This is a genomic window from Paraburkholderia sp. BR10141 (assembly GCF_056155635.1).
The window spans coordinates 396,678-417,572 of record NZ_JBMIQH010000002.1; the positions used below are offsets into that span (position 1 = coordinate 396,678).

At 64.7% G+C, this 20,895-nt stretch carries 20 protein-coding genes and 2 riboswitches; of the genes, 13 read left to right on the top strand and 7 right to left on the bottom strand.

Features of this window, described 5'->3' with window-relative positions; genetic code table 11:
- Positions 1-11 precede the first annotated feature (11 nt).
- From ACOJB8_RS04455 to ACOJB8_RS04475, 5 genes are all read left to right on the top strand, one after another.
- The gene (locus tag ACOJB8_RS04455) at positions 12-572 is read left to right on the top strand and encodes an RBBP9/YdeN family alpha/beta hydrolase (RefSeq protein ID WP_342948618.1); all 561 of its coding nucleotides are present in this window, start codon (positions 12-14) and stop codon (positions 570-572) included.
- A complete protein-coding gene (locus ACOJB8_RS04460) occupies positions 559-1,275 on the top strand; it encodes a DsbA family oxidoreductase (RefSeq protein ID WP_475011160.1) in 717 nt (238 codons plus the stop codon). The genes ACOJB8_RS04455 and ACOJB8_RS04460 overlap by 14 nt, the downstream gene beginning before the upstream one ends.
- Before the next feature lie 31 nt (positions 1,276-1,306).
- Positions 1,307-1,639: a Rieske (2Fe-2S) protein gene (locus ACOJB8_RS04465; RefSeq protein WP_368729838.1), complete on the top strand. Its 333-nt coding sequence runs from the start codon at positions 1,307-1,309 to the stop codon at positions 1,637-1,639.
- Between the two features lie 190 nt (positions 1,640-1,829).
- Positions 1,830-2,981 (top strand): porin, encoded by a 1,152-nt coding sequence (locus ACOJB8_RS04470; RefSeq protein WP_368729839.1) that lies wholly within the window; start codon positions 1,830-1,832, stop codon positions 2,979-2,981.
- 33 nt (positions 2,982-3,014) lie between these two features.
- A complete protein-coding gene (locus ACOJB8_RS04475; protein ID WP_069263139.1) occupies positions 3,015-3,395 on the top strand; it encodes a BON domain-containing protein in 381 nt (126 codons plus the stop codon).
- A 234-nt stretch (positions 3,396-3,629) separates the two neighbouring features.
- Here ACOJB8_RS04475 and ACOJB8_RS04480 read toward each other — a convergent pair whose 3' ends face one another.
- A complete protein-coding gene (locus ACOJB8_RS04480) occupies positions 3,630-4,439 on the bottom strand; it encodes a copper chaperone (RefSeq protein ID WP_368729840.1) in 810 nt (269 codons plus the stop codon).
- An 8-nt stretch (positions 4,440-4,447) separates the two neighbouring features.
- Positions 4,448-5,212, bottom strand: a complete 765-nt coding sequence (locus ACOJB8_RS04485) for a DUF899 domain-containing protein (protein ID WP_368729841.1) — start codon at positions 5,210-5,212, stop codon at positions 4,448-4,450.
- A gap of 149 nt (positions 5,213-5,361) precedes the next feature.
- On the opposite strand from ACOJB8_RS04485, the gene ACOJB8_RS04490 reads away from it, so the two are divergent.
- Positions 5,362-6,582 carry a helix-turn-helix domain-containing protein gene (locus ACOJB8_RS04490; RefSeq protein WP_475011237.1) on the top strand — a complete coding sequence of 407 codons (1,221 nt, stop codon included), beginning with the start codon at positions 5,362-5,364 and terminating at the stop codon, positions 6,580-6,582.
- 35 nt (positions 6,583-6,617) lie between these two features.
- Entirely contained in the window at positions 6,618-7,259 is a 642-nt protein-coding gene (locus ACOJB8_RS04495; protein WP_368729842.1) for a glutamine cyclotransferase, read from the top strand.
- Positions 7,260-7,316: 57 nt separating this feature from the next.
- Here ACOJB8_RS04495 and ACOJB8_RS04500 read toward each other — a convergent pair whose 3' ends face one another.
- Positions 7,317-9,257, bottom strand: a complete 1,941-nt coding sequence (locus tag ACOJB8_RS04500) for a TonB-dependent receptor domain-containing protein (protein ID WP_475011164.1) — start codon at positions 9,255-9,257, stop codon at positions 7,317-7,319.
- 103 nt (positions 9,258-9,360) lie between these two features.
- Positions 9,361-9,542: riboswitch (cobalamin riboswitch) on the bottom strand.
- Between the two features lie 90 nt (positions 9,543-9,632).
- A riboswitch (cobalamin riboswitch) is annotated at positions 9,633-9,766 on the top strand.
- Positions 9,767-9,823: 57 nt separating this feature from the next.
- Here ACOJB8_RS04500 and ACOJB8_RS04505 point away from each other — a divergent pair.
- A complete protein-coding gene (locus tag ACOJB8_RS04505) occupies positions 9,824-10,918 on the top strand; it encodes a porin (RefSeq protein WP_368729844.1) in 1,095 nt (364 codons plus the stop codon).
- 57 nt (positions 10,919-10,975) lie between these two features.
- Here the strand turns inward: ACOJB8_RS04505 and ACOJB8_RS04510 are convergent, their stop codons facing one another.
- Positions 10,976-12,937, bottom strand: coding sequence for an acid phosphatase (locus ACOJB8_RS04510; RefSeq protein ID WP_475011166.1), 1,962 nt, complete (start codon positions 12,935-12,937; stop codon positions 10,976-10,978).
- Between the two features lie 158 nt (positions 12,938-13,095).
- Positions 13,096-14,679, bottom strand: a complete 1,584-nt coding sequence (locus ACOJB8_RS04515) for an MFS transporter (protein WP_368729846.1) — start codon at positions 14,677-14,679, stop codon at positions 13,096-13,098.
- Positions 14,680-14,996: 317 nt separating this feature from the next.
- Between ACOJB8_RS04515 and ACOJB8_RS04520 the strand changes: the two genes are divergently transcribed.
- From ACOJB8_RS04520 to ACOJB8_RS04530, 3 genes are all read left to right on the top strand, one after another.
- Positions 14,997-15,392, top strand: coding sequence for a DUF305 domain-containing protein (locus ACOJB8_RS04520; RefSeq protein WP_475011168.1), 396 nt, complete (start codon positions 14,997-14,999; stop codon positions 15,390-15,392).
- Between the two features lie 32 nt (positions 15,393-15,424).
- Complete coding sequence (locus ACOJB8_RS04525) at positions 15,425-16,900, top strand: YncE family protein (RefSeq protein WP_475011169.1); 1,476 nt, start codon at positions 15,425-15,427, stop codon at positions 16,898-16,900.
- Between the two features lie 164 nt (positions 16,901-17,064).
- The gene (locus ACOJB8_RS04530; protein ID WP_368683134.1) at positions 17,065-17,460 is read left to right on the top strand and encodes a hypothetical protein; all 396 of its coding nucleotides are present in this window, start codon (positions 17,065-17,067) and stop codon (positions 17,458-17,460) included.
- Between the two features lie 16 nt (positions 17,461-17,476).
- On the opposite strand, the gene ACOJB8_RS04535 is transcribed toward ACOJB8_RS04530, so the two are convergent.
- On the bottom strand, positions 17,477-18,388 hold the full coding sequence (locus tag ACOJB8_RS04535; RefSeq protein ID WP_069263150.1) for a CHAD domain-containing protein: 912 nt from the start codon (positions 18,386-18,388) through the stop codon (positions 17,477-17,479).
- A gap of 232 nt (positions 18,389-18,620) precedes the next feature.
- Between ACOJB8_RS04535 and ACOJB8_RS04540 the strand changes: the two genes are divergently transcribed.
- Entirely contained in the window at positions 18,621-18,989 is a 369-nt protein-coding gene (locus tag ACOJB8_RS04540; RefSeq protein ID WP_069263547.1) for an NUDIX hydrolase, read from the top strand.
- A 110-nt stretch (positions 18,990-19,099) separates the two neighbouring features.
- On the opposite strand, the gene ACOJB8_RS04545 is transcribed toward ACOJB8_RS04540, so the two are convergent.
- Positions 19,100-19,594, bottom strand: a complete 495-nt coding sequence (locus ACOJB8_RS04545; protein WP_475011171.1) for a hypothetical protein — start codon at positions 19,592-19,594, stop codon at positions 19,100-19,102.
- Positions 19,595-19,823: 229 nt separating this feature from the next.
- On the opposite strand from ACOJB8_RS04545, the gene pstS reads away from it, so the two are divergent.
- Positions 19,824-20,849 (top strand): phosphate ABC transporter substrate-binding protein PstS, encoded by a 1,026-nt coding sequence (pstS, locus tag ACOJB8_RS04550; protein WP_368602699.1) that lies wholly within the window; start codon positions 19,824-19,826, stop codon positions 20,847-20,849.
- Positions 20,850-20,895: the final 46 nt, after the last annotated feature.

Genomic DNA, 20,895 nt, shown 5'->3' on the forward strand with positions numbered 1-20,895 from the left:
GACCTGGACGAATGACGCTGAAGACCACACCGACCATGCTGATGGTCCCGGGGTTGCGCGACCACGTGGCGGAGCACTGGCAAACGCTGCTGCAGCAAAAGCTGCCCAACGCGGTCTCGGTGCCGCCGCTCGAGCACGACAAGCTCAGCCGTGCAGCGCGCGTGGCGGCGCTCGACGCGGCGCTCGCGAAGATCGACGGTCCCGTCATTCTCGTGGCGCATAGCGCGGGCGTGATGATCACGGTGCATTGGGCGCAGCAGCACGGCCGCAAGATTCACGGCGCGCTGCTGGCCGCGCCGGCCGACCTCGAAACGCCGCTGCCGCCGGGTTACCCGCCATTCGAAGCACTGGCCGAGCACGGCTGGAACCCGATTCCGCGCAAGCCGCTGCCGTTTCCGAGCATCGTGGGCGCGAGCCGCAACGATCCGCTCGCGCGCTTCGAGCGCGTGGAGGCCATGGCGAAGGACTGGGGCAGCAGCCTCGTCGACCTGGGCGAAGTCGGTCATCTGAATCCCGCAGCGGGTTTCGGCGAATGGCCCATGGCGGAGATGTTGATTCATGAACTTGTCTGATCAAAAGTGGGCGGCGCAGGCGAGTCGCGACGCGGGCGAGCCGCCCGTGCTGACGATCGAAGCCTTCTTCGACTTCATCTGCCCGTGGTGCCTGATCGGCAAGCGCAATCTGGACGAAGCGCTTGCGCGTTTCGCAAATTCGCGGCCCGACGTGCGTGTGCGTGTGCGTGTGCAGTGGCGCTCACACCAATTGCTGCCGTGGACGCCGCTCGAAGGCATGCCGTATCAGATGTTCTATCGCGACCGCCTGGGCAGCGACGAAGCGGTGGCCGCGAGGCGCGCGCAGGTGCAGCGCGCGGGGCGCGACGCGGGTGTCGAGTTCGCATTCGATCGCATCGAAGTGCTGCCGAACACCGCGGCCGCGCACGACCTCGTCACGTTTGCCGCGAGTCGCGGCATGCGCGAACAGAGCGCGGTGCTGATCGACCGAGTGCTCGAGGCGTACTTCATGGAAGGCCAGAACATCGGCGATTACGCGGTGCTCGAGCGTCTGGGGCTCGAATGCGGCCTCGAGCGTGAGCGGCTGGCGGCTCACATTGCCGCATCGAAGCGCCTCGCGGACCCGACCGGTCAGCGCGCGCCGTACGCCGATCCACAGGTGAACGGCGTGCCGTATTTCGTGTTCAACACGGGGTATTCGCTCTCGGGCGTGTACTCGCCGGTCGCGATGGCCGGCACGATGGCGCTGGCGGTCGCGCACTGAGGCAAGCTGAAGGAAGTCGAGGGGAACGGGAATGACACGTGAAGTATCGGTCGGTAGGGCCGACGAACTTGCGCCGGGCGAGCGCAAGCTGGTTTTCGTCGACGGCCGCAGCATCGTTTTGTTCAACATCGAAGGACAGCTGCACGCGATCGACAATTCGTGCCCCCACAACGGCGCCTCGCTCGCGAGCGGCCCACTCGAAGGATGCATGGTGCGCTGCCCCGCGCATGGACTGCGCTTCGACGTGCGCAGCGGCTGTATGCCGGGCGCGGGCGGGCTGAAGGTCACGACATTTCCTGTGCGGACTGCGCAAGGAAAGCTGCTGGTGAGTGTCATGGAAACGCCGGCTCCGAGCCAGGCATAGCCGCGCGCCATCGCACTCAAGAACCGCATACGTACCGAAGTCACTTAGGATAGCAAACCATGCAGGGTCTGATGATGGAGCAGCGGCTTCATGCAGATCATGGATCGCCGCAAGGACGTCATGTAATCCCCACCAGGCAACAACAAAAGGCGCCGGGACCACCCGGCAGCCACACACACGGAGAGAGGCAATGAAAGTGAAGTTCGGCAGCGTGGCAGCGCTGGTCCTGTTCGCCAGCGCGGCGCATGCGCAATCGTCGGTCACGCTTTATGGCGTGGTCGACACCGGTGTGCTGTACCAGAGCACTTCGGCCGCAAACTTTTCGGGGACTGCGAAGAATCTGGGGAGCGTCTGGCAACTCAAGGACGGCGGCATCTTTTCGAGTATCTGGGGTTTGAAGGGGACCGAGGACATCGGCGGCGGATACAAGATCAACTTCAAGCTTCAAGGGTCGTTCACGTCGAACAACGGCAAGCCGGGCCTGTCCGACACGCCGGGCGTGACGGCGCTGTTCAACCAGATCACGACCATCGGCGGATCGGGTTGGTTCGGTTCGATCGACGCAGGCCGGCAGATCATCCCGATGATCTACGCGATGGCGGACACGGACGTACGCGGCGCGCAGTACTTCGGCAGTATTCTCACCGCGTGGCTGGGCCTCAATCAGGCCGCCGGCTGGCCGGGCACGAGCACGAATGCGCCGATCGGCGCGCTCTATGACAGCAACGCGATCGTCTATAACTCGCCAAAGTTCTATGGCGCATCGCTCGCGCTGGAATACGCGCCGGGTGGTGTGCCGGGGCAGTTCCAGGGCGGCACGCGCGAGTCGGCCGTGCTCAAGTACTCGAACTACGGCCTGAACCTGGCTGGCGTTTACTACAGCGGGCACGACACCAACCCGTACGCGGGCACCTATCCGACGACGCCGGCCGCGCCGGCGACGGGCCGCAACAACAACAATTTCTATTATGTCGGCGCGATGTACACGATCAGCGGATTCTCGATATCCGGCTCGTTCAGTTCGTCCAATTCGTCCAGCCTGTTCACCAAAGCGACCTACAACTTCGAAATGATCTCGGCTGGCCTGGGTTACCAGTTCAGCCCGGTCTTCAAGGTCACTTCGGGCTACTACTATTTGAAGGACCGCAACAACTCGGCGAATCATTCGAGCGAAGTCGCCGTGGGCGCCGAATACAACCTCTCGAAGGCAACCAGGGCCTACGCCCAGGTCGGCTACGTCAGCAACAAGGGGACCATGAACCAGACGATCATCTACGGAGCGCCGGTCGCGCCGGGCCAGTCGACGACGGCGGCGATGGTGGGTATTCGTCACGCGTTCTGATCCTCATAAACTCAAGAAAGAACGGAGCAATTCATGAAGAGAACTACGGTAGCCGGATTGGCGATCGCGACGCTCGTCGCGGCGGCTTCCATGAGTGCGTGGGCGCAGGGTGACGCGAGCGCGGCTGCGGGGGCGCAGGCGGCGTCGACAACGGCTGCTCCTGGCGCGGCAGTTCCCACGGACAGGCAGGCGAATCGTGCCATGCGCCGCAAGGTGTATGCGGCCATCGGGAAGGACAAGTCGATCAACGCGGGCAACATCAGCGTCGGGGCCAGAGGTGGCGCGATTACGCTGAACGGGACCGTTTCGGACACCGCGCAGATCGCCAGGGTCGAGGAGATCGCGAAGGGCGTTCCCGGCGTGGCGTCGGTGACCAACAAGCTGACGGTCAAGAAGTCTTTCGGCGGCATGTAAGCCGCCACAAGAGGCGCGGAGTGCGGCGAGGCCGGGAGTCCCCCTGGTCGCGCCGCGCTTCGCCCGGCAGCACAGAGGTGGAATTCAGCCGGCCTCTTGCTGCTACTCCGGACTGCCAACAACAATCCGGAGCGTCGATCAGACTCGTGTGCAGGCGCGAGTCTGGAGGCGTGAGTTCGACCTTAGAGTCGGAGCGTTTTATCGCCGTTTCGCGGGTGCGGAACGGCGATTTTTTTATGCAGCTACCGCCCGCACCACCATCACAACGCCCGCCGCGATCGCAGCCGCGCCAATCCCGCGTGCGACTCTTGTGCCGCCCGGCATCCACCGCTCCGCTGCGATCGCCGCCGCGACCAGCGCCATCGCAGGCCGATCCATCACGCCTGCCGCAAGCAGCGCCGCCATCAAATTTCCGCAGCAGTACAGGCAATGCCGGCCGAGCCTCGAACCGTGCCGCAGCGCGGCCTGCACGTCGAGCCGCGCATGCCCGCACGACGGCAAGTTCCCGCAGCACGCAAGCCACCGCGCTTTCCACGCAGAGAACTGCAACACGCCCGCCATCACGACGACGACACCGGCCACGGCTGGCGCGGTGTGCGCCAATGCAGGCGCATCGACGGCTAGCGCGGTGAGTTGCGCCCCCGCCGCGAACACGAGCACTCCAACCACGAGCCACACAAAGAAGTAACCCGCCCCAGCCATCACCGTCATCCCACCCGCGCGCGCCGCGCGTGCGTCGCCCAGCGCCTCGAAATATCGCCACAAAGCGGGCGTGACCGCAGGCAACATCATCGCGACCATCATCACATTCCACATGCCGGCAAACGATACGGCGGCGTCGAACCAGGTGCGTCCGCACATGGGCGTCCAGAGCGTGGACATCGTCCAGCCGCCGGGCATCGGCGTGCCGCCCATCGCCTGCATCGAAGCGCACCGGACGAACGTTGCCGCCGCGCTCGCCGCGAAGACCAGCGACGCAACGCCGAAGAAAACCGCGCGCGGTATACCGCCGCGCAGCCGTACCGTCATGCCGACGTTATCCATGATGCGCCTCAGCTCTGTGCGTACTCGTCATGCCGGTGCCACCAGATGCCGGCCTCGTTACGTCCCTTCGGCGCGCGGTCGAGCCACTGGTACATGCCCCACACGCCATCGAGACCGCGGGCATAGGTCGAGTACGTGTGATAGACCACGCCGTCCTCGAGCACGAATGCGCTCAGGCCCGGACGGTCGCGCGTATAGGTCGCCGCGTCGGTGCCGCAACTCGCCGCGAACTCGGCGACGGGCGCGGGCGGCGGATTCATGTCCATGGCGTGGCCGCTGCGCGCATAGTTGTATTCGATGTCGCCCGCGCGCTGCTGCGCCGTGGTGAACGCCACGTTGAAATCGAAGTTGAAGTCGTTGCCGTTCGACGAGGCCCACGGAAAATGCCATCCCATGCGCTTGCGGTAGGCGAGCAGCTTCGCGAGCGGCGCGCGCGACACCGCCACGAGCCGCACGTCGTGATTCGCGAGATGTACCGCGATGCCGTCGAAACCATCCGCAATCGAGGAACACGACGGACAGCCCGCCGCATAGTCCGGCCCGAACATGAAGTGATAAACGAGCAGTTGCGAGCGCCCCTTGAAGAGATCGGCGAGCGTGGCGCCGCCCTCTTCGGTTTCGAAGCGATACATCTTGTCGACGCGCACCCAGGGCAGCGCCTGGCGCTGCTGCGCCAATGCGTCACCGCGCCGTGTGTGCTCCTTTTCGGCCGCGAGCAGTTCGATGCGCGCCGCGAGCCAGTCTTCGCGTGTTCCTGTGGTATGGGTTGCCATTGCCTGGTCCTCCTATGGGTTGACTACGGTGGCGGCGTGCTGGGGGTACTGCCGCGTCGTTCGATCGATGATTCATTTGATCGCCGTGTTAGATTAGGTCCGGACCGAGAAGGAGGGGGAGTGACAAGTGTGGCGGGATTCCCATGACCATGGATTCGCTGATCACGGCTGCCGCGCGCGCGCTCGCGGCCGGTGATCCGCTCGGCGCGCTGAACCGGGTCGCGTTGCGCGACGACGCGCCCGCGCTCGCGCTGCGCGGCATCGCCATGGCGCAGCTCGGCGACTTCGCGCGCGCCAAAGCGCTGCTGCGCAGCGCGGCGCGCGGCTTCGGCGCGCGCGAGGCCGTCGCTCGCGCGCGCTGCGTCGTCGCCGAGGCCGAAATCGCGCTCGCTTCGCGCGATCTCGGCTGGCCGACCGATACGCTCGCTGCGGCGCGGCAAACGCTCGAAGCCCATGGCGACCGCCTCAATGCCGCGCACGCGCGCTACCTGGAAATTCGCCGTTTGCTGCTGATCGGCCGGCTCGACGAGGCTGGGGGCATGCTTTCCGAAGTCGATCCCGCGCCGTTGCCGCCCGCTTTGCGCGCGGCGCATGAGCTGATCGCCGCCGGCATTGCCATGCGGCGCATTCAAACGCAAGCGGCGCGGCAAGCGCTCCGCGCGGCCGCGCGCGCCGCGCGTGAGGCGGGCATCGCGGCGCTGAGCGCCGAGATCGAGAGCGCAGCGCTGCTGTTGACCTCACCGGCGGCGCGCCTCATCGCGCGCGGTGAAGAGCGGGTGTTGCTGCTGGAAGACGTCGAGGCGCTGCTCGCCTCGAAGGCCCTCGTCGTGGACGCGTGCCGCTACGTCGCGCGCGAGGGTCCAACCGTCATCGAACTCGCAAGACGGCCAGTGCTGTTCGTGCTCGCCCGCGCGCTTGCGCAGGCGTGGCCCGCCGACGTGCCGCGCGATGCGCTCATCGCCCGCGCCTTTCGCACGAAGCACGCCGACGAAACGCACCGCGCCCGCCTGCGCGTGGAAATCGGCCGCTTGCGCACGCTGATGCGCGACGTGGCCGAGATCGGCGCGACCCAGCAGGGCTTCGCGCTGGCGCCGCGCCACGCGAGCGAAGTGGTGGTACTGGCGCGGCCCGTGGAAGAAAAGCACGCCGCCGTGCTGGCTTTTCTCGCCGATGGGCAATCGTGGTCGAGTTCGGCGCTGGCGCTCGCGCTCGGCGCGAGCCAGCGCACCGTGCAGCGCGCGCTCGATTCGCTCGCGGCGGCGGACAAGGTGCAGTCGTTCGGCTACGGCCGCGCGCGCCGCTGGACCACGCCGCCCGTCCCCGGATTCGCGACGACCTTGTTACTCCCCGCCCCGCTGCCAGGCGATTAGGATGAACGCCTGTCCCTTCATTCAACGAGGAAACCATGAAACGAACGACTGCCGAAATCGTCCGCGAGTACGGCCCTTTTCCCGGCATCGAGAAGGTGGGCGGGGTCACGTACGACGGCAAACGGGTGTGGTTCGCCGTAGGCGAGCGCATCGCGTCGCTCGATCCGCAGAGCGGCGAGACGCAGCGCTCGATCGACATCGCGGCGCACGCGGGCACGGCTTTCGACGGCCGGCATCTGTTTCAGATCGCCGAGGATCGCATCCACAAGATCGACCCCGAAACGGGCCGCGTGCTCGCGACGATTCCCGCGCCCGGAGGCGGCGGCGACTCGGGGCTCGCGTGGGCGGACGGGACGCTCTGGGTCGGGGTGTATCGCGAGCGCAAGATCCATCAGGTCGATCCGCAGACGGGCGCGATCCTGCGCACGCTCGAATCGAGCCGCTTCGTCACCGGCGTGACGTGGGTGGACGGTGAACTGTGGCACGGCACCTGGGAAGGCGACAAGAGCGATTTGCGGCGTATCGATCCGGGCACGGGCGAACTGCTGGAACAGCTCGACATGCCGCCCGGCACCGCCGTTTCGGGGCTGGAGTCCGATGGCGGCGAGCAGTTTTTCTGCGGCGGCGGGAACAGTGGGAAGATTCGCGCGGTGCGGCGTCCGAAGCGCGAGGGCTAGGCGAGCGGGTGCGCAAGAAACTTATGAGCACCCGCTCGAGCGCAACGCTCAGAACGCTCAGAACGTATAGGTCACCTTGCCAAACGCCGTGCGCCCCAGCGTGTTGTACCCGTAGGCGGTCACATACTGCCGGTTGAACACGTTTGCCAGCGTGGCCGATAGCGCGAGATGCGCATTGACCTTGTACGACGCGCGCAGGCTCACCGTCGTCCACGAGGGAAGGTAGATCGTGTTGAGCTGGTCGTCGAACGTCGAGCCGTTATACAGCAGCGAAACGCCGGTGCTGAGCGCGTGGAGCTGGAACTCGTCCCACGTGTGATCCACGCTCAGGCTCACCGTCTGGCGCGGGCGGCGATTGAGCCAGGTCTGGTCGGTCACGTCCTGCGGATTCAGAATCCCCACCGTAAGGCTCACCGGCGTGTACTGGCCGAGCGTGCCCTTGTACGAGAGGTCGAGACCCTGAATGTGCGCGCGGCCCACGTTCACGGGCAGGAAGGTCTGCGAGTTGTACGTGATGAGATCGTGCACGCGCGTGTCGTACACGGCCGCCGTGAACGTGCCGATGGAAGTGGTGGCATCGAGCGCGGCTTCGACCGAGTCGCTGCGCTCGGGCAGCAGGTTGGGATTCGAGTAGCCCGGATAGTAGAGGTCGTTGAACGTCGGCAGGCGGAACGCATTGCCGTACGAAACGCGCGCCGTGTAGACCGGCGTGATGGCCCACGAGAGCGCGACGTTGCCCGTATTCACCGATTGCCCCTGCACGATTTCGTGCCGCCCCGCCAGAAACAGCGTGACGGGTCCGAGCGTGGACGACTGATGCATCGACACGGCCGAATCGTTGCGCGCGGGCAGGCCGCCCGGCACGTCCACGGGCAGGAACGCCAGCTCGCGGGTGTAGTCGTAGGCGAGCTTGGTCTCGCCGTCGAGCGGCATGCCGAAGAGCGTATGGCCTCTTTCCTGATGCGTGATCGACGTGGAGGTGGAAAAGCGCGTCGAGTCGATCTCGTCGGAGGGGATCGTCGGGTCGTTCGAATAGAGAAACTGACGATCCGTCGCGTAACCCACCGACTGGTCGAGCTGCGTGGTCGGCGTGATGTCGAGGTGGAACGCGAGACCGGTCGTGAGCTGCGTGTCGCGCTGCCGGTCGTTGCCTCCCGCGTTGTCGTAGGAGAGATCGGAGCGGTGGTAGAGCGCGAAGGTCGAGATCGACCAGTTGTCGTGCGCGTAGCCGAGGCGCGCGTCCAGGTTCTGCGCGTGGTATGGATTGCGGCCGTCTTCGTGGCCGTAGGCCCCGGGCTGCGTCGCGTCGATGCCCGCCGTGTTGTAGTCGTGCAGGCCCAGCGAGTAGGTGAGGCCGCTCAGTGCGGAAAGCGGCCCTGTCGATGGGATTGTGCCCGAGGTGCGCACCTGCGTGTCGAAGGTCTTGTTCGAGCCGCCGCCGAACGAGACGGTGGTCTGGTTCGGCTGGTTCGACGCATGGCGCGTGAAGAGCTGCACGACGCCGCCCATGGCATCCGCGCCGAACGAGGCGGCCGCGGGGCCGGAGATCACCTCGACCCGGTCGAACGAGGCAGTCGCAAGATCGGCCCATTCGGCCGTGCCCGTGGTGACGGAGCCTATGCGTATGCCGTCGATGAACACGGCCACCTGGTCGGCCGACGAGCCGCGAATGCTCACCCCCGTGTACGACCCCGGGCCGCCGGTCTGCGAGACGGTGACACCCGGCAGCGTGGCGAGCGCCTGCGCGATGCTGGGGTCGACGGGGGAAACGCGGTCGAGGTCCTGGCGCGTGAGCACCTGGGTGGTTGCATAGCGCTGATCGAACGATTGTGGCAGGTGCTGTGCGTCGCCCACGACGAGGATATTGGGCAGCGTGGTGTCGCCGCCGGCTTGCTGCGGCGCCTGGGCGGACGATGCATTGGCGGCGTCGGCGGCATGCGCGGTTTGCCACGCCCAGGCGAGCGCGGCGGAGGTCAATACGAATTGGCGAAACTTCATGATGCGGTGGCTGGAAACAGCTCCTGAAATACGGGCTGTCCGTGCAACGGGCGATCGCCACGTGGGCGGTGCTTGCGCATTGGGGATCCCCGCCCGCTGCGGCTGCTGGACTCGGTTGATGGCAGGTCTCCTGGCTCGCGGGTCGACATCCGCAGCCGGCCTTCCCGGTTTCCCAGTGGCCTTCTCTGGCATGGACTCGCCGCTTACAGTTGCGGGGGCAGCCGCAGTCTTGCACTGCGTTCCCTTTTGATCCCGTCGCCGGGAACCATCAGGGCGCAAGGGTAAGGGCCGCGCAATCGGTGCGTCAACCTTTGACGAGCGTCGTGTGGCAAAAACACCCGGTTTGGCTGCTCCCGCAACTTACGCTATCCTTGCGGCTGTTTTTCGCGCGTAGGCGCTGCACAAGCGAAACGCAGCAGGGAAGCCGGTGAGAATCCGGCGCGGTCGCGCCACTGTGACCGGCGGTCAATCGAGCCAGAAGTCAGACCTCGCTACGTCCTCGCCGCATCGAGCGGGGGCGGACGGCGCTCGTCCACGCAATCCCACCTACACAAACAAGAAGACTCATGAACAAGAACATTCTCGCCGTCCTGGGTGGGACGGCATTGGCATTCACCGGCGCTGGCGCCTCGGCGCAGCAGGTCACGTTGTACGGTGAGATGGACGCGAGCGTCGACTATGTCAGCGACGTTGGCGGCCGCACCCAATATCGTGCAGGCTCGGGTCTTGTCGACGGCAGCTTCTGGGGCCTGCAGGGCACTGAGGACCTCGGCGGCGGCAACGCCGCGATCTTTCGCCTCGAGCGCGGCTTCTCGTCCACCTCTGGCGAAGCCTTCAACGACCATCCGTTCTACGTTGGTCTGCAATCCGAACGACTCGGCACGATTACGCTGGGCCGCCAGTACGACACGATGCACGACTACTTCGCCCCGTTCACACTAACGGGCGGCGCAGGCGGCACGGCATTCGCGCATCCGTTCGACAACGACAACGCCAACAATTCGTGGCTCGCCTCGAACGCCGTGAAGTACGCGAGCGCAACGTACGGTGGTTTCAGCGCCGGCGCGATGTACGCGTTTTCGAACGAGGCGGGGCGCTTCGCGCAAAATCGCGCTTACGGCTTCGGCGTCCATTACGAAGGCGGCCCGTTCAGCGCAGGCGTGGCGTGGATGCACATCAACGGACGCGGCGCCTCTTCGGTGGGTGCGTACGATACATCGGTGCTGCCGGGTGCGGGCCTCGTGCCGACCGAGGTCGCGGTGCAGCGCGAAGACACCATCGGCGCGGGCATGAGCTACGCGCTCGGCGACGTCACGCTTGGCGCGGCCTGGTCGCGTTCCATTCATACCCGTGTCAGCGAGGCCGACGGCGGCGCGCCCTTGCCTTCGGTCGCATTCAGCAATTACGAAGTGAATGCGCTATGGCAGGTGACGCCCGCGTTCTCGCTGGCGGGCATGTATGCCTACACGGGCGCGACCTCCGCGCATTGGCATCAAGGCGCGCTGCAGGCCGGCTATCAACTGTCCAAACGCACGGACGTTTATACCGAGGCGATCTATCAGCGCGCGTCGTCCGGTGCGCTTGCGATGATCAACACCTGCGACCCGTCGGGCGGCCGCAACCAGGTGCTCGTGGCCGCGGGCATCCGGCATCGCTTCTGATGCGTAAAAAAGGCCCCGAACCGTTGCGATTCGGGGCCTTTATACTGCGTGGCTACGTCACGAAGCCGAGAGCTTCACCGAAACGCCGGTCGAAGAATAAACCGGCGTGGCCTTGAAGCCATCGACCGTGACCGTCGCGAATTTCACCGATGCGCCGTTGCCGTCGATCACGTCGATCGTGTCGCCCGCTTTCGGCGTATAGCCGTTCACGAACTTCACATGCAGCGTGCCGCCCGCCACCGTGAGCTGGCCGCCCACACGCAGGCGTCCGCCGCCGTTGCCGTCGATATCGAGTTCGAGCGTCGTGCCGTCGAGCTGCGTGTACTTGCCCGCCACCGTCAACGGTGCGCTCGTCGCCACGGTCACGCCGCCGCCGGACCCGACGTACACGTCGCCGTTGCCGAAGGCCGTGGTCGACGCTGCAGCGAGCATGCCGCCGCTCACCTGTGAGCCGCCCGTGTAGCTGTTATTGCCCGCAAGCGTGAGCGTGCCGCTGCCCTGCAGCGTGAGCTTGCCCGTGCCGGCGATGTCGTTGCGCCAGGTGTCGGCGGCGTTGAAGCCGCCCTGGGTCGCGTCCATCGCCACGATCACATTGCCGTTGAACGCACCATAACCATCTGCAGCACTAAACATGTTCAGACGGCCCCAGCCCTCGGCGTCGTCCATGACCGGATAGCCCGAGACGACTTCGGTCGTCTTCAGCACGATGCGGCGCTGGTCGGCGCTCAGGTACGGGAAGCGCGTTTCGAGCAGTACCTCGGCGCCCTTGGGCACGACGGGCGGCGCTTCGGTGGATTCGATCTGGCTGAAACCGAACGTCATGCGGCGCGCGAACTCCGACTTGTTGGTCGCATAGTCGGCAAAGCGGTCGGTCGCGGTCGTGGACGAATGCGCGAAGGCGGGGAAGGTCGTGGCGCTCGTGCCGGTGGCCTGTTCGAGCGCGCTGTGCGCCTGCGCATAGGCCGCGCTCTTGAGCGTGGCGTTCGCGGGATCGTAGAGATTCGCGGCAGTGGCGGCCAGCGCGAACATGCGGCCGCCGATCACGTCGAGCGGCGAATGCATGCCCGCGAGAATGCGGTTTTCGCCGAGCTCGAGGCCGCGGCTCGCCATTTCCTGGTAACGCTCGGGCACGAGGTATGCCATGGTCATCGCGTCGCGCATGGCTTCGGCTTCGTGGCCGCTGATGAAGCCGCCGTCTGTGGACGGCGTCGTGCTGATGGCCGGCACTAGCGTGGGGTCGACCACGACGCTCGTGCTCCATCGGAACGGCCGCGCGTATTTGTAGAAGCGCTTGGCGGGCTCGGTGGAAGCATTGTTGCCCATCGTGTTGAGCAGGTCGACCACCTTGCCGAAGGTTGCGTTGCTCGTGCTGCCCACGCCCGTGTTGTTGCCCGAGTCGTTGTAGAGCGTCGTGGTCGCGTCCGCGGGAATCGACGTGATGCTCGTCGTCTGCTGCGCAGCCGAGCGCCAGGCGGCGGTGAGCGGCCCCATGCCGTCGGTCACGCTGTAGCCCTTGCCGCGGCGATCGTCGTAATAGGCCGCGTCGGCCTGCGCCTGGCTGCGCTGGGTCGTCGCGGTCACGACATACTGGATGTTCGCGTTCAGCACGGTGCTGTTGAGGATCGTGCCGTTGGGCGTGCCGTCGGTGGGGACGCCCGTCCACGTCGACTGCACGACCGCGGGGAATGTGCCGTTGGCGGGCGCGGAGACGCCCGCGTCCACCAGCTGCGTGAGCGGCTGCCAGAGATCGAGAAAGCGCGCCACCACGCGCACGCCCGCATTCGTCGCGAGCGTGGCGTAACGCGCGTCGCCGCGCTGGTTGGTCGCGATGTTGTCGACAAAAGCCGGTACGTCGGGAATCGGTGCGTTGTCCACGAAGCCGGGGTCGGCTGGCGGCGCGGGAATCGCGGCGGTGGTGGCGGGATCGCTATTGCCGCCTCCACAGGCGGTCAGCGCGGCAACGCTGGTAAGCACTGCCAGGTAGACCGGCAGTGCAATTCGGTGGCGTGATGCGGGCATGCTGAGGGCTCCGTCGTCGTGATTGATGCTGTGTGGTTATTTCTACTGACGGCGGCGAATTATGCTTACCCTCGATTACTCCCTAATTACCAATTTATTACGCAGATGTTAAACGGCAATGGAAATGAAGTGCGTATGAAGTATTTTGCGGCGTCCATTTACGGCTGCGCCTCGAGATAACCGACCCGCACGGGCGGCACGAACCACGCGAGACACAGGCCGGCCAGCGCGGCTACGGCAGCGACGAGTAGGCCAATGTGGATCGAATCCACGAGCGCGCTGCGCGCGGAGTTCATCATCGCGTCGCCGGCATGCCCGGCGCTCACGAGGCGGCTGATCAGCGCGGCCTGGTCGGCGCGGTCTACGAGCAATTCGGGACTCGCAAACGACCTGAACCATTGCGTCGCCTGATACGAGTCGAGTGAGCGATTCACGCCCATGGTGTAGACGTGGCCGAGCAACGCGCCCGTCATCGCCGTGCCCAGCATGCCGCCGAATGTGCGCAGCGATTGCAGCATCGCCGTGGCGGCGCCGAGATGGTCGCGCGAGACGATCTGCTGCGAGCAGACCGTGAGGCTCGTGCCCACGAGGCCCAGCCCCAGGCCGCTCGCGCCCATGCACGCCATCCACACGAGATGCGGCTCGTTGCCTCGCAGCACCACCACCGCCAGACTCGCGAATGCCGCCAACGCGAAGCCGACGTAAAGGATCGCATTGGCGCGCCGGATGCGCGTGACCACGCGATTGTTCACGAAACTGCCGACCGTTGTGCCGAGCAGCAGCGGCGTGATCAGCATGCCCGAGGCGCGCGGCGACATCGCATAGCCGCCCTGGAACAGCAGCGGCACGTAGAAAACGAGCGAGAACAAGGCAAATCCGCCGAGCACCGACATTGCAAAGAGCGGGCGGAGTTTGCGGTCGAGCAGCATGTCAACGGGGATGATCGGATAGCCCATGCGCTTTTCCCAGAAGAAAAGCGTCAGCGAACAGACCACCACGATCGCGGCCAGCACGATCGTCGAAGTCGTCCAGCCTTGCCTCGGCAGAAGCTCGATGCCGAGCTGCAGCGCGCCGAACGTGACGGCGACGACGCAAGCGCCGAGCCAGTCGAGACGCAGCCGCGCGCCTTCGCGGGCATGGTGCAGATGCGGCAGGAAAGCATTCACGAAGAAGAGCGCCGCCACGCCCACCGGCACGTTGACGAAGAACACGAGGCGCCAGCTGCCGTGCTGGGTCAGCATGCCCCCGAGCGTAGGCCCCACCACGTTCGCCAGGCCAAACGCGGAGGAGACGAATACCAGCCAGCGCAGGCGTAGCCGCGGATCGGGAAACAGGTCGGCGACGGTCGCGAATACCGTCCCCATCATGATGCCGCCGCCGATGCCTTGCAGGCCGCGCGCGAGCACGAGAAACAGCATGTTGGTCGCGATCCCGCAGAGCACCGAGGCGAGGGTAAAGAGAAGGATGGCTGCCAGCATGAAGGGCTTGCGGCCGAACAGATCGCCCAGACGCCCGAAGATCGGAATCGTGATGACCGACGCCAGCATGTAGGCCGTCGCGACCCATGCATAGAGTTCGAAGCCCTTGAGCTCCGCGACGATGCGCGGCAATGCGGTGCCGACGATGGTCTGGTCGAGCGCGATCAGCATCGAAACCGAAGCGACGCCGAGCATCGCCAATACCGACTCGCGAAACGGCAACAGTTGCCGTCCTTGATCGTGAAGCCCAATGCTCGTGGCCATGTAACGCTCCTTACTGCTGCGACGCGGCTAATCTGCTATGCGGCGCCCGGCAAATAATGAATGGGTCGGGCCCGCGCGTGCGACCTTCGTGCGTTGTGCAATGATGGTACGCCCGCATACGCGAATGTCACGGGACGAACACGTCATCGACGAAGTTATTCCACACGACCCGCGCGAGACAGGGGAGATGCGAAGCGTTTGCCAACGTTTCGCGGCTCGTCGCTCTGCAAATCGATTTCGCCCGGCATGGAGTAAATCGGCGAGTCCGTTGTTTGCCTTCATGTCGAATGAGATTCGACCAAAACGGAGGGGACGTCATGAACGCTGCAATTCGACTCGTTTTGCGGGCAACGGCAAGCGTTGCGGCCACGCTTTCCCTGGCCGCTCTATGCGCCGCGTCGGCGAGTGACGCGGGATCGTCTCGCAGCGATGACGAAGCCTCGTTTCTCTCAGAGAACGATGCGGCCATGACGAAGATGATGGCCGGGATGGCGGCCAGGCCGACAGGCGATACCGATCGAGATTTCGTCGCAACAATGATTCCCCATCACCAGGGTGCCATCGACATGGCCATGGCGGAATTGCGGCACGGACACAACGAACAGCTACGCAGGATCGCCCAGGAGATCGTGGTCGAGCAACAGCAGGAGATCGTTGCCATGCGTCTCGCGGTGCATGACCCGAACATGCCGCCGGCGCCGATGTCCCACTGACCCGCTCGCATCAAGACGCAGGAGACAATGTCATGAAATACAACGCCATGCTTGGTGCGGCCCTGACTGCCGCTGCGCTCGCCGCCACGACACTCGCCGAGGCGGGGCAGGTCCCCGGCTCGCTAGCGGCGGCCGATATTGCGGTGAGCCATCGGGACCGGGTGTATTCGTCTGATCAGTTTTCGAATACCGTGTCGATCATCGATCCGGCGGCCAATCGTCTGGTCGGTGTCATCCGCCTCGGGGAGCCCACCCCGGCCAACTTCAGCCCGCTCTATCACGGTCAGTTGCTCGTGCACGGGATGGGCTTTTCGCCGGATCACCGCACATTGGCCATCGTCTCCATCGGCTCGAACTCGGTGACCTTCATCGATACGCAAACCAATGCGGTCAAGCACGTGACCTATGTGGGCCGCTCCCCGCACGAGGCATTTTTCACGCCCGACGGCAACGAGGTGTGGGTGACCGTGCGCGGCGAGAACTATGTCGATGTGCTCGACGCCAAGACCTTCGAAGAGAAGACGCGCATTGTCGTGCCGGCCGGGCCGGGCATGCAGATCTTCTCGCCCGATGGAAAGTACGGGTATATCTGTTCGTCCTTCAACCCGGAAACCGACGTCGTTTCGGTCGCCGATCACAAGATCGTGGCCCGCGTCACGCAGGCGAGCCCGTTCTGCCCGAACATCGCGGCGACGCCGGATGGCCGGCAGGTCTGGTTCACGTTGAAGGATGTGGGGAAGACGCAGGTATTCGACGCCCGGCCGCCGTTTGCGCTGCTGAAAACGCTCGACACGGGGCCAATCACCAATCACGTGAACATCGTGCAGAACGCCCACGGGATGTTTGCGTACGTGACGGTGGGCGGCCTGAACCAGATCAAGGTGTTTCGCACCGACGACTTTTCGCAGGTAGCGACGATTGCGGTCGGCAGCCTGCCGCACGGCATCTGGCCGTCCGGCGACGGCACGCGTGTCTACGTGGGCCTCGAAAACGGCGATGCGATGACGGCAATCGACACGCTGACCAACACGGTCATCGCTACGGTTGCGGTCGGCCAGGCGCCGCAAGCCGTGGCGTATGTACCCGACGCCGTGCCGGATGGCGACGGCACGGCCAACACGCAGCCGCTCGGCGCGGCGGGGGAGGCCACGCATGTCATGCTGATCCGGGTGGGTGGCGCCGCAGCCGACCATGGCGCTGCGCCGACTTCGGTAGCGTTGTTCGAACAGGGAGTGCTGCAGGTGCTGCAGGCGGCGGTGACGGGATTGCAGGCGGGCCAGCCGTATTTCCTCGGACTTTCGGACCACGCCGACGGCAGTGGCAAAATCGACGTCCTCGCAAGCTTCAAGGCCAACCCGGCCGGCTCCGCAATCGTCGACACGCTGGGCCAGATTCGACAAGTCGTCGCGCCTGGCACGCCCGGCGTGTCCGACCGCCGACGATATCTCGTGATCGCGCCAAGCGTGGGCGGTGCGCCCGGACCCGTCGTGCAGGTGCAAGCCTTGTGAGGATCCCGGGCATCGTCCCGGTCATTTCGAATTCCTTAGTAAAAACTTGCGGCTCGGGGGCGACACTGTTTGTTTGCCCACGTACGCAGGCGCCTGACGCTTGACGCCTGCCTCTGCGGGAAGCTAACTGACGGTGATCGGCACCCGAAAGCGAGGTGGAAGAAATGAGCGCTTCCCGCAATCTGGCTAACAGCCAGCTTACCGTCCTGTTCCTGATCCTTCTGGTGCATGGCACGGCCCACGCCGCCGACGATCGTGCGGTGTCGGCCGCCTCACCCGGCTTCGAGCCGAGCGAGCTTTCGACAGACTGCATCGACCGGGAATATCGCGGGAAAAATGCCAAACTGGGTCTCGACTACACCGACCTGATCAACAACTGCGGTGCATCGGTCATCATCACGTGGCAGTCGTTCAACCACGGCGCGCCGCAAACGGAAGGCGGCGGGGGAATGGGGCAATCGGCATGCATACCGCCGGGCGGTACCATCACCACCGCATCGCGCGAGCGGCTCGGCACGGCGAGTGAGAACCTGCCCGTTAGCGTCGTGACCTGCCAGTGACGGCGGCGCAGCCGGTTCAGCCGGAAATGGCTCTCACCCTCCGCGAGGCAACGTCTATTCGCTGGCACTTCCTTTCTTCCAGCCACTGCAACGACTTCTCGACGACGTCGGCAGGCACCTCGTCGAATGTGGTGTTGCGGATCAAGGTTTCGCTCGCGGCAATGTCGTTGAATTCCCCCAGCGTCTTTTGCACGGAGGTCAGTTCCTTGATGGTGCGATCGTGGTCGCCTTTGATGACGGGTTGAAAAAACTCGAGCAGATAGCGCAGCTTTTTGCCGGCCTTGCGCACGTCATGCAGACTTTCCTCGTGGCCAGCCTCGCTTCGCGCGGCGCGTCTGCTGCGTTTTCGAAGCGTGCGCTGCGCCATACGGACCCGTTGCCTGGCAAACGCGCGGATTGGAAGATCACTGCAACGCGACTGCAGCGTGGTTTGCGCGCGAAGCACCGCGTCGTTCAGAAATGCTTCGACGGCTTCGCTCTTGATCATGGCCTGGCTATGCGCCACCGCTTGCGCGCGTTTCTCGCGCGCGGCGGTCACCAGCAGTTCGATGGATGCGTCTGACTTCTGCGCGGTTTCCAGGAGGTCGCCGGCGATGTCCCAGTCGCGCGTTCCGCCCGCTACGGCGGCCAGACGCTTGAATTCTTCGCTGGCCTGCGCGGTGGCTTCCTCGCCGAGCCAGGGCGAGTACGCCCAATACAATGCACGAAGCTTTCTGAAGGCCACCCGAAGCTGATGAAATGCTTCGGGGTCGACGCCTGAAGACAGGGCTTTCGTCCTTTGCACCGCTTCGATGACCACTGGCATGGCCAATGATGAGAAGGTGCTGGCGATGGAGGTCTTGCTGGTGAGTGACGCATCGGAGCGTCGCCGATCGATTCTGAAGCGAGTGCGCGGCCGTGGTAGAGGCCAGTCACCGTCCATATCCATTCGAGCCTCGAGTCTGACGAAAACAGGTTGCCCCAAACCATACCATACGGACGGTTGGCAACCTGATCTTCGTGACGATTTGATGAAGTGTGCAAATTCTGACAAGTTGACAGCCTTTGCGTCGCCAGCAGGTTGACCTTCTGATTTTCTGTATTACGATGCTTACCTACGTCAGGCGTTGCTGTGCGGATGCATCGAGAAGCGCCTCCCGGGAACGAAGTGGGAGTTCGAGTTGAAGAAACGGGCCACCGTGATCTGCCGTAGAGGTAAGCGAATTCTCCTGGTAGCACGCAGTCAGTCGAAGTGGGCTCTACCGGGTGGCATGTTGAAGCGCGGTGAGCATCTAACGCAGGCCGCGCTTCGAGAACTCAAGGAGGAGACGCGGCTCCTGGGCAAGTCGGCCAGGTACCTGTTCGACATTCGCGGCAAGCAGAAACACCATCACGTGTTCTCCTGTGAAATACCCAGGCAGGCCAAGGCACGGCCGAGCAGCGAGATAGCCAGGTGTCGATGGGTCCACCTCGACGACATCCCGCGCCTGCTCACCAGCGGCCCGACGAACGATATCGTGCGGCTGATCAACCAGCGGCGCAGGAAGTAACACCACGGCCCTCGTGGTGACGGATTGAACGCCCACGGCGTTCAATCCCGATTCATCTGCCTTCCTCAGGCGGCTATCCCAAGCCCAACATCTTCAACGCTTCGCGCCCATCACGCGTTTTCGTCGCCTTTGGCCGGACGCCCCGTCTTGACGGTTTCAAGTGCTTCGATCGCAGCCAGCAGTCGCTTCTGCGGCGCCGCTTCGAGCAATTGAAGGCCGGCGCGCAATAGTTCGCTCTTTCTCACCGCAACGCCGGCCTCCAGGCACTTGCGTTTGAGGAGCGCGATGCGCTGGTAGTCCGCCTTGGGCATCGTGAAGCTGTCGCGCACGACCTTATCTTTCTTCACGCGCTTGGCCTTGACCTTCTCCGCGGGTGCGGCTGCAGGTGCAGGTGCAGGCGCCGGTGCCTGCGCGGCGCCGTTAGCGGGCTTCGCAGGCGCTTTGGGCGCGGCCTTCTTGCGCCTGGACTTAATCGCCGCTTCCGCTGGCGCTGCCGCAGCGGGCTTTGCCGTTTCGCTTTGCGCATCCGCGGCTGCCTCGGTTGCCGCGGACTTCGGGAAGTGGAACGCCTTCCTGGTGGGTTTGCGTGTGGTCGCTACAGTCATGTCGATCTCCGGTCTGAAAACGGTATAAACAGTATATCCGGTTTATTGCGACATTCCACTCTGTCGCGAGCCACCTTCGAACCTGCTCAGTGAGTCCTTGCTAACACGTCTTCTGAATGGTGACGCCGGCATCCATAAGCTCTCTTTTGCGATCGATTCCAGTGTCACCCAATCGTCACATTGCGAACGTAACGTCCAGCGCATCAAGAACGATTTGAAGGAGTACGGGATGAGAGTCAGTCTCTTTGCGATTGTCATTCTCGCGCTGGGCTCGGGCATCGCCCAGGCTGCGGATATCACGGGCGCCGGCAGCACCTTCGCTGCGCCGATCTACACGAAATGGGCGGACGCCTATCAGAAGTCGGGCGGCGGCAAGGTGAATTACCAGGGCATTGGCTCGTCGGGCGGCATCAAGCAGATTCAGGCCAAGACTGTCGACTTCGCGGGCTCGGACGCTCCGCTGAAGGATGACCAGTTGGCGAAGGACGGCCTGTTCCAGTTCCCGACGGTGGTCGGGGGCGTCGTGCCGGCGATCAATGTGCCGGGCGTAAAGCCGGGCGAGATCACCCTGTCGGGCCCGGTACTCGGCGACATCTACCTCGGCAAGATCAAGAAGTGGAACGACCCGGCCATCGTCGCCCTGAACCCGAAGGTCAAGCTGCCTGATCTCGACATCGCCGTGGTGCGCCGCGCCGACGGCTCGGGCACCAGCTTCATCTGGACGAACTACCTCTCGAAGGTCAGCCCCGAGTGGAAGAGCAAGGTCGGCGAAGGCACGACCGTGAACTGGCCGACGGGTACGGGCGGCAAGGGCAACGACGGCGTGGCCGCTTTCGTGCAGCGTCTGCCGGGCGCGATCGGCTACGTCGAATGGGCGTACGCCAAGCAGAACCACATGGTCTACGCCGCGATGAAGAACGAAGCGGGCACGGTCGTTCAGCCGAGTACCGAAACGTTCAAGGCAGCGGCCGCTGGCGCGGACTGGAAGAAGTCGTTCTACCAGATCCTCACGAACGAGCCGGGCAAGGACGCGTGGCCGGTGGTCGGCGCGACCTTCGTGCTGCTGCATACGGCACAGGACAAGCCTGAGCAGGGCAAGGAAACGCTCAAGTTCTTCGACTGGGCTTTCAAGAACGGCTCGTCCGCCGCCGATAGCCTCGACTACATCTCGCTGCCCGAGTCGGTCGTCAGCGAAATCAAGTCGCAGTGGAAGGAGAAGGTCAAGGACGCGAGCGGCAAGCCGATCGTACCTTGATCGGAAACGCAATCCAGGTGCGCGCATGCATTGCGCGCGCTTGCCT